Below are 8898 nucleotides of genomic sequence, written 5' to 3' on the forward strand. Positions count from 1 at the left end.
GTTGAGATTGTTCGGCGGGATTTTGTCGGCGTTGTCGTCGGCATACATGATCCACGACAGGCTCAACTGGTTCAAATTGTTGAGGCATTGAATGCCTTGCGCCTTGGTCTTCGCTTTTGCGAGCGCCGGCAACAACAGTCCAGCGAGAATCGCAATGATCGCAATGACCACCAGTAATTCAATCAAGGTGAACGCGACCACCGAGACCATCCTTCTTGTTCGGAATTTGCTCACGGCAATCCGGGACGCTTGGCTGGCGGTTGATAATCGTAATGCCAGTACAACTGCCACAGCTGTTCGAGCGGCACCTTCTGCGCATGGCCATCAAAAAAGGCAGCGTTCACCGCTCCTGGAAGCCGTTGACTTGAAGGCCAACTCTTGGGGATCGGACTGGGACGGCTTCCGTGCCGTGGAATGGTCATCATGCTCATGGCGCTGATTTCCTGCAACGTGGTGCCGTTTGTGGAGACGACACTTGCCAAATTTTTAGCAGGAAGACCGTCGGCTGTAGGGATTCCGAACCAACTGACGCCATCGGCCAGCAGGGGAGTCAATGTCGGTTGTTGAACTCGTCCCTCGTTTCCAAAAATCTTCGTGCGCATTGTGCCCCACGAAGGCAACGAATCCCGCAAGAGCAACCAATGATTGAGGAAATAACTGCCGGAACGAAATCGAGGAACTACGTCCCGATTAACATCACCAACGACCTCCGCAAGTGTGATAGGATTGAGTGTGTTGGGTACTCCTTTAATCCATACACTCCAGTCCACGCTCCACGCCGAGTCTATCGTTCCGTATCTTTCGTATGGCGTGTACCGCCAATACAAAGAAGGGTCTGCTGGGTCTTTTCGGAGCGGCGCGTCGGGACAAATCCAGCCGAGTTCAGGCCTGCCGACCTGCTGCACATACCAATCGGCCACAGATTGTTTGCTGAGACTGCTCCCGATTTCATCATCCAGCGCGAGCCTGTAACTCAATAAGATTTGTCGCTGATTGCTTAAGCATTGAACTGCCCGCGCCTGCTCTTTCGCTCGCGACAACGCCGACAACAGCAGCGCCGCCAGAATCGCGATGATAGCGATGACCACCAGCAGTTCGATCAGAGTGAAACCGGGGCAAGTTGGACGATGGCTCTTCATTGCAACCCCGGTCGCTTGGCGGGCGGGCGATAATCGCGGTGCCAGGAAAACTGCCACAAACGCTCCAGCTTCACGGCTTCGGCGTGGCCGTCGTAAAATGTCATATTGATCGCGCCGGGCAGTTTGGCGTTCGGCGGGTAGTTGGTGGAAATCTGCGATGGACGCGAACCGTGCCGGGGAATTGTAAACGCGGCCATTCCATGACTAAGACCCGACGAAAATCCGTTCACCAGGTTTCGGGCCGGAAAATCGGTCGCTATGGGTCCCGACCACCAACCAGCCCACCCTCCCCAGTAAATTCCATCAGCGAACACCGGGGTTTCAGCCGGGGTTGCGACGTCGCTTTCGCTCCGGAAGTGATCTCTCCCTGTGGGAGTATCCTGGTTGGCGTCTGTCCACAACCAGCCTCCCGTCAACCAATTATTGGGCGCATAACTTCCCACTCTGTGCTGCGGAAGGTTCGGCTGCTGTGGATCAAACCAACTCCACCAGTAGGGACCACTATTATCGGGCGAGTCCACGACCCAGGCGGAGTACACTGATCCCGGATAGAATCCTTTTGTGGGGCCGCGGAATGGTGAAGGGGGCCGGGCCTTTGGGCTTCGTTCAGGTGCGGCGGGACAGATCGATCCCGCGCCCGGCACGCCCCATTGTTTGGACCACCACTGGCCTTGTGCTGTCTGCGCGTAGGACTGGGGAGCTGAAACGGGAACGGAATCATAGTTGAGGGCCAGACGACCCGAATCGTCGTCAATCGCTATTTTGAAACTCAGGGTGTTCTGGCGCAGATTGCTCAGGCACTTGATCGTATTCGCTTGGTCCTTGGCTTTGGCGAGCGCCCCCAGGAGCAGGCTGGCGAGAATCGCGATTACAGCGATGACGACCAGCAGTTCGATCAAAGTAAATGCCTTCGCGCTTCGGGCCTTTATGGTCTGGAAATCGGGATTCACGGAATATCGGCAAGGCTACTTCAATGCAGTCGTCATTGCCACTCCAGAATTTGCCCGTTGGCCAGCAGTCGCGTGCGTAGGTTCGCGTAGTCAAGCTTCCACGTCGTCGCCTTGTCGTCGATGGCGCGGCAGGCCGCGCAGCGCGAGCCACAGCCCGGCCCCGGTCCAGCCCTGTCAAAGTGAATCAAACCAAACCGGGCCAGACCCGGGGCAAACGCGTGACAGGCGCCATCACTTTTGGCAGAGTGTTCGCATGAAAGCCGTTCCTGAATCCGGTTCCAGTCGGTGCAAGCAGGCCTTGAAGCATGATGGAGTCAACCATGCCGGCGAAGAAATCCCGCGCCGGGAATTCCTCAAGCGCGGTATCGGCGCGACTACCGCCGTCGCCGCCCTCGGTGGATTGCTTCCGGCAACAGCGGCCCTCGAGGAATCTCAGCCGGCGGGAAAAATGATTGGCATCCAGGTCGGGGCGGTCTCGTTCGTGGACGAAGGTGTCGGGCAGGTGCTCGATCTCCTGCACGAGCGGGCCGCAGTGGATACCATTTTCCTGACCACGTTCACTTATGGCCGCGGTCTGGGCGGACGGCAGATTCCGGGCCAGCCCTTTCCGGATCACGGCAAACAGGAGTCGGACGAGAAAACCTTTCACGGAGGTAATTACGCCACGCCGCACGCGGAGTTTTACCGGAACACGGCACTGAAACAGACGCGCGCGCCGGACCACGGCGACCTGGACATCGTGGCGGCCGTCCTGCCCGAGGCACGGAAGCGCGGCATGAAATTGTTTTGTTCGATCGAGGACGTGTTCCGTTCGGACGTACCGGGCGTGAAGGAAGTGGCAGAAGTGGACCTGCGGGGCCGCCGCACGGGCACGCTCTGTCTGTTTCATCCCGACGTGCGGGCGTTCTGGACCGGGCTCGCGGCCGATCTCTGCGAATCTTATGACATTGACGGCGTCCTGTTTTTCAACGAGCGCAACGGGCCGTTGTTGAACGCGCTCGGCGCGAGCCACGCGCAAAGCATCGCTTCATCGCGCGTCACGTGCTTTTGCGAACACCACCAGGCGGCGGCGCGCGCGGCGGGCATCAATTTCGAACGCGCGCGCGAGGGCTATACGAAGCTCGACCAGTTCGTACAGGCCGCGCTCAAAGACCAGCGTCCGAGTGACGGTTACTTTGTCGAGTTCTGGCGGTTGCTGGTCGAGTGGCCGGAAATCATCGCCTGGGACCACCTCTTTGACCAGGGTAAACACCAGGTTCTTGCCGAGGTCAATGCGACGGTGAAATCAATCCGCAACGGACTGCAGGTCGGTTTTCACATCGAGCACGTGAACTCGTTCAACCCGATCTTTCGCGCCACGCGCCGGTACGATGAGCTGGCGAAGAAGGCGGATTTCCTGAAGGTGGTGGTCTATAACAACTGCGGGGGCGAACGTTACGCCAATTTCATCCGCAATGTCGGCTCGACGGTCTTCCGCGACGTGCCGAAGGGCGAACTGCTCGGGTTCAACAATCATCTGCTGAACTACGGGAATGAAGCGAGCCTCGAAGGACTGGCCGCGGCCGGTTTGTCGCCGGATTATGTGGCACGCGAAACGAAACGCGCGCTCGACGGAGTCCAGGGCAAATGCCGCATCCTGCCCGGCATCGACATCGGCATCCCTACGGGCAGAAACTCGCGCAAGGCCGCGCCGGACGATAGCTGTGCCGCGACCGCCGCCGCCCTGAAAGCGGGCGCGCAGGGCATCATTCTGTCGCGCAAATATTCCGAAATGCGGCTGGCCAATCTCGACGCAGCGGGCAAGGCCGTCCGTGAATTCGCAAAATAAAAATCATCGTTTATGCGCCGCAAGGTTGTTTCAGAAATCTGTGTTGTGGTGGTCCTGACCATTTGCACCCGCGGCGCCGAACCGGCGGTTCATTCTCCGCCGGGCAACTCCTCCAGGCAACTCCGCGAGTATCGCGACTTCGCGATGGTCCATGACGGAAACGCGGTTCACGGCAGGGAACTTTTCGCTTCCGAGCAGCGGGCCGCCTGTGTGAAATGTCATTCGGTGGATGGCAGCAGCGGCAAGGCAGGGCCGGACCTGTTCGCGGTCGGGGACAAGCTGCCGCGGATGGAATTGATTCGCGCCGTGCTCGAGCCATCGGCGGAGATCGCGGTGGGTTACGGCACAACGATCGTGGAGACAAAGTCCGGCGAACAGTTTCAGGGCGTTCTCAAGGACGCGACCGCCGAGGCGATTGAACTGATGGGCGCGGACGGCCAGCGGGTCCGCATCGCCACCCGTGACATCCGCGAGCAGCGCGGCAGCAACGTGTCGCTCATGCCCGAAGGTTTGCAGGCCGGGTTGTCGCTGCAGGAGTTCACCGATCTGGTCGAATATCTCGTCACGCTCAAACAGCCGGAGTCAGCGCTCACGAGCAATCGCGGCATGCCCGTTGATGTTCCCGAACTGGCGAAGCCCGTCACCGTGCGGCCATTTTTCAGCGAGGACCTGCGTTTCTCGCACTCGTTCGTCCAGCAGCCGGGCGATGTCCGTTCCGGGCTGGTCTGGTTCGGGCAGGTTCCAGGGATCAGCAACGCCTTTCTCGCGGTCCATCAAACCGGGAAAATCTGGTTGCTGCAAAAGAGCGCGGCTCACGACGCGAAGACGCTGTTCGCCGACGTCGCGAAGGATATCTTCAGCGAACGCGGGCCGAATGGATTGCTCAGCCTGGCGTTTCATCCGCGCTTCCGCGAGAACCGCAAATACTATCTCAAACACCAGGTCTTCGAGGATGGGAAGATTGCGACGGTTGTGGTTGAACGGGAGGCGTCGCCCGATTTCCGGACCGACGCCGGCAAACCTTCTCGGCGGCTGTTGAAGATGGTGAGCGTGACACAGGACCACAGTGGCGGCTGCATCGGTTTTGGACCGGACGGTTTCCTCTACATTGGAATGGGCGACACCGGCCCGCAGCAGGACCCGCAGGGCCACGGACAGGATTTGAGCATACTTCTCGGCAAGATGATACGCATTGACGTGGACCGTGCGGATGCCGGGCTGCCTTACGCGATTCCGGCCGACAATCCGTTTCGCGGCCGGCCGGGCGCGCGGCCGGAGATCTGGGCGTATGGGTTTCGCGAGCCTTGGCGGTTCAGCTTCGACTCGCTCACCGGCGATTTGTGGGTCGGCGACGTGGGACAGGATCGCGTCGAGGAGGTCTCCATCGTGCGACGCGGTGAAAATCACGGTTGGAATGTCTATGAGGGCTTCGAGCCGTTCTCGAACCGTTACCGCAAGGAAGGATGTGTCTATGTCCCGCCGGTGTTTGCCTACAAACGGAAATACGGGAACTCGGTGACCGGCGGTTACGTTTATCGTGGCGACAAGCGTTCGTCATTTTACGGCGCATACATTTGCGGCGATTACACATCGCATCGGATCTGGGCGCTGAAGCAGCGGGACCGCACGCTCCAGGTCGTCCGACAGATCGGCAAGTCGCCGCAGGGCATCGCGTCGTTTGGGACCGACGAGCGCGGCGGAATTTACGTAGTGGGCTACGAAGGCATGGTTTACCGGCTTGACTTCACGGGTGCGTCGTTCGATGAGACCGTGGAAAAGGCGACGTCCGTCGGTGGCCCGGCAGGTGGGCCTGGAGTGGCGAAGAACTTATTCCGAACCAATTAAGCGTCCTGCGAATCAATTCCTGGCAAGCCTGAATCAAGCTGGCGGAGAGAGAGGGATTCGAACCCTCGGTGGGTTTTAGCCACGCACGCTTTCCAGGCGTGTGCCTTAAACCACTCAGCCATCTCTCCACCTCGCAAGCGCAATTTGACGAAGTTCAACCGATGGCGCAACGATTTTTGCCTGATGTGCAGGGGAGTTTTGACATTCGTCGCCAGGGCCTTAGTGTATGCAACAGCTTGGCAGGGCGTCTGGTTTCCGGTGGTTGAATAACGGAAGAACTTATTCGGTCAATAAGGCCAGATTAATCAGGTCCGGGATAGACCTGTCGGGCAAAGAAAGATCAGAAATGAACTCAGCTCTCACCGTCCGAACCAGACCACGTGCGATGCGCATCGCCGCACGGTCGGCCGGGTGCGCGTTCAGGGAAGGGGTCGTGCGCAATCCTTTTTCGTTTGAATCACAGATCGAGAGCAAAACTTTCAGAAAGGGAACAGTCCTATGAAAAACCGCGTGCTTGTTGCGACCTTGCCGGCGCTGGCCGTCGGCGGAACTATTCTTCTGTTTGGTCTGGGAGCCCAGCCGCAAAAAACGGGCCCGACCGAATCCGTCGCGTCCGCCACCGCGGTGGCCGCCACTCCGGCGGAGGCGAATGAGTCCGGCGCCACCACTGAACCGCTTCCAAAAACCGCCACTGCTCCGGCAAAACTCTCGCCCGGTGTGGACGAAATTGTAAGATTGGCCCAGGCCGGTGTGGGCGATGAAGTGTTGCAGGCTTACATCGAGAACTCGTCTGTTCCTTACAAGTTGAGTGTGGATGAAATTTTGTACCTGCATGACCTCGGTCTTTCGGCCGAGATGATTTCCACGATGGTGCGCCACAGCCAGTCCCTGGCTGCCCAGTCAACTCCGCCCGCGGTCGCGCCATCGCCGGACACAAATGCGGTGGCACAACCACCGGCAACCGAGCCGGCGACAACCGAGCCTCCCACCGACACCAATCCGGTTACGGCGGATGGCGCCGCAGTCGTCACTCCGCCGCCACAGGTGAACAACAATTATTTTTACCAGACTCTGGCTCCCTACGGGACATGGGTGGAGGTCGCTGGCTACGGTTGGTGCTGGCAGCCGACGGTGGCCGTGGTTGACACGGGCTGGCGGCCTTATTGCAACAGCGGGCACTGGGTATGGACCGATTGCGGCTGGTACTGGCAATCCGATTACTCGTGGGGTTGGGCGCCGTTTCATTACGGCCGGTGGTATCGCAGCTCGCTGCACGGCTGGGTCTGGGCGCCGGACTCGACCTGGGCGCCGGCCTGGGTGACCTGGCGTTACTCGGACTCGTATTGTGGCTGGGCGCCTTTGCCGCCAGGCGCGTACTTCGACGTGGGCGTCGGATTCAGATTTCACGGTGGGCGGGTGGGCGTGGGATTTGACTTCGGATTGGTGCCCGATTGTTTCACATTCATCCCGACACGTTTGTTTTGCGATCCGCGTCCGTGGCGCCATTGCCTGCCCGGGATTGAGGTCGTGAACATTTTCCATCGCACGAGGATCATCAACAATTTCAACGCGGGTCCGAGGGGCGGCGCCATAATAAACGTGGGGCCGGGCAGGAACGCCATCGCGGCCGTCACCCGGACAGAGATTCGGAAGGTGGAATTGCGCGACGCGAACCCGGCAGGCGGCACGGTGATCAAGGCCGACCGGGCGGATCGTGACGGCAAAACGCTCGCAGTATTCCGGCCCCGACTGCCGCAGCAGGCGCCCGCGCCTCCGGCGCAAATCATCCAACGACAGCAGGAGCTGCGCAGGAGCGGGGAAATACTGGCGAGGAGCGAAGGGATCAAACCCTCGGGGATGGCTCGAGGCGGGTTTGTTGTTCCGTCCACCGTACGCGGAACACCGTCGCCGCAGATTTTGCGGCCGGCGCCAAGTACGCCAGCGATTTCGCGAAACACGCGCTCGGAAGGCAGAAACCCGGAAGTGACGCAGTCCAGCCCGGTCATCGGGAGACAGCCTCCGGCACAGCGCCCGCTTGCGGAGGCGCTTCCACGAACCTCCGAACCCACGCCCAATATTGGCGACCGTTCGCGCGCCTATCAGCCGCAGCCAAACTTGCAACCTCTCCGACGCGATTCCGTCTCCCCGACCGACCGACCTCAACACGCCAATCCGCCGCGGTCATATCAACAGGTGACACCGCCGCTAACCTATACGCCGCCCGCGGTGTCGCGGCCTGCCTCGCCCGCGCCAGTGTATAACATTCCGCCGCGTGTACAGGAGTCGCGTTCCAGCTCGCCCGGTTATCAGCCTCCGCGCAGTTATTCACCGCCTCCCGCCCCTTCGCGTTCGTTTGAAGCCCCGGTCTCGCGGCCCAGCCCGCCGCCGTCGTACTCGGCGCCGGCGCCTCGTTCGCAGCCCGCCCCATCGTCCGCTCCATCACGGGATGATGGCGGACGAAAGCGCTAACGGGCTACCGTGGAGGGGAAGAGGGTTTCGTCTGGAGTTGATCGAACAATCTGGACAAAGGGAACAGCGCAATGCACTCAGGTTGCTTCTCGCGGTCGAATAAACTGGCAGTTGTCTGCCTTGTTTTCACCGTCCTGAACAGTGTTCTTCCGCTTCGGGTTGTCGCACAAAGTACAAACCTGTACTCGACAGGGTTTGAACTTTCCGAGGGGTTCGACCCGCGCCTGACCTTGATCGGCCAGGGCGATTGGACAGGTACGGATTTCAACGGCAACGGCTTCGTCACAAATGCCTTTGAAAACGGCCCTGGCGGCCAGCCGTTTGGCCTGCAACAGGCGTTCGTCGGATTCTATCCGTTGACCAACACGCAAGGGACTTTGAACGTCTGGCAGCCGCTGGATTTCGATCCGGTTGCCGCCAACATGCCGATAGTGACCTTTTCAGTCACGATGTCCATTTACGATTCTACGATCGCGATGCCGAACCGGGACTGTTTTCGCTGGAGCGTTTACAGCGCGAACAACGGAGGCACGCGTTTGTTCACCCTCGACTTCGACAACGCAACCCTGAAAATCAATTACGAGCTGGACGACAACGTGTTTGTCTGGACCGGATTCAATTTTGAAAATGCGATATCAACGAACGGACAATACAACCTCATCGTCAC

Annotated in this window: 7 protein-coding genes and 1 tRNA gene; 4 read left to right on the forward strand and 4 right to left on the reverse strand. The window is 59.7% G+C overall.

Annotation, left to right across the window (positions count from 1 at the left end; genetic code table 11):
• The 3 genes from VN887_15405 to VN887_15415 form a co-directional block, all read right to left on the reverse strand.
• The coding region (locus tag VN887_15405) for a prepilin-type N-terminal cleavage/methylation domain-containing protein (GenBank protein ID HXT41392.1) at positions 1–210 on the reverse strand (210 nt) is incomplete at its 3' end.
• Between the two features lie 20 nt (positions 211–230).
• Entirely contained in the window at positions 231–1139 is a 909-nt protein-coding gene (locus VN887_15410) for a prepilin-type N-terminal cleavage/methylation domain-containing protein (GenBank protein ID HXT41393.1), read from the reverse strand.
• Positions 1136–2089 (reverse strand): type II secretion system protein, encoded by a 954-nt coding sequence (locus VN887_15415; protein ID HXT41394.1) that lies wholly within the window; start codon positions 2087–2089, stop codon positions 1136–1138. Before VN887_15415 ends, VN887_15410 begins: the two co-directional genes overlap by 4 nt.
• A gap of 253 nt (positions 2090–2342) precedes the next feature.
• Between VN887_15415 and VN887_15420 the strand changes: the two genes are divergently transcribed.
• Together VN887_15420 and VN887_15425 are read left to right on the forward strand one after the other, a co-directional pair.
• On the forward strand, positions 2343–3917 hold the full coding sequence (locus VN887_15420) for a hypothetical protein (GenBank protein HXT41395.1): 1575 nt from the start codon (positions 2343–2345) through the stop codon (positions 3915–3917).
• Positions 3918–3929: 12 nt separating this feature from the next.
• Positions 3930–5762, forward strand: coding sequence for a PQQ-dependent sugar dehydrogenase (locus tag VN887_15425; GenBank protein ID HXT41396.1), 1833 nt, complete (start codon positions 3930–3932; stop codon positions 5760–5762).
• Between the two features lie 39 nt (positions 5763–5801).
• Here VN887_15425 and VN887_15430 read toward each other — a convergent pair.
• Positions 5802–5890, reverse strand: a tRNA-Ser gene (locus VN887_15430).
• A gap of 370 nt (positions 5891–6260) precedes the next feature.
• On the opposite strand from VN887_15430, the gene VN887_15435 reads away from it, so the two are divergent.
• Together VN887_15435 and VN887_15440 are read left to right on the forward strand one after the other, a co-directional pair.
• Positions 6261–8231 carry a DUF6600 domain-containing protein gene (locus VN887_15435; GenBank protein HXT41397.1) on the forward strand — a complete coding sequence of 657 codons (1971 nt, stop codon included), beginning with the start codon at positions 6261–6263 and terminating at the stop codon, positions 8229–8231.
• 71 nt (positions 8232–8302) lie between these two features.
• On the forward strand, positions 8303–8898 hold a 596-nt coding region (locus VN887_15440), incomplete at its 3' end, for a hypothetical protein (protein ID HXT41398.1).

The sequence above is a fragment of the Candidatus Angelobacter sp. genome (genome assembly GCA_035607015.1).
Lineage (GTDB): Bacteria > Verrucomicrobiota > Verrucomicrobiia > Limisphaerales > AV2 > AV2.

What these genes read in the sequence shown, in the direction of transcription:
- VN887_15410 (HXT41393.1), bottom strand. Translation starts at nt 1,139, where the DNA reads ATGAAGAGCCATCGTCCAACTTGCCCCGGTTTCACTCTGATCGAACTG.
- VN887_15420 (HXT41395.1), top strand. Translation starts at nt 2,343, where the DNA reads ATGAAAGCCGTTCCTGAATCCGGTTCCAGTCGGTGCAAGCAGGCCTTG.
- VN887_15425 (HXT41396.1), top strand. Translation starts at nt 3,930, where the DNA reads ATGCGCCGCAAGGTTGTTTCAGAAATCTGTGTTGTGGTGGTCCTGACC.
- VN887_15435 (HXT41397.1), top strand. Translation starts at nt 6,261, where the DNA reads ATGAAAAACCGCGTGCTTGTTGCGACCTTGCCGGCGCTGGCCGTCGGC.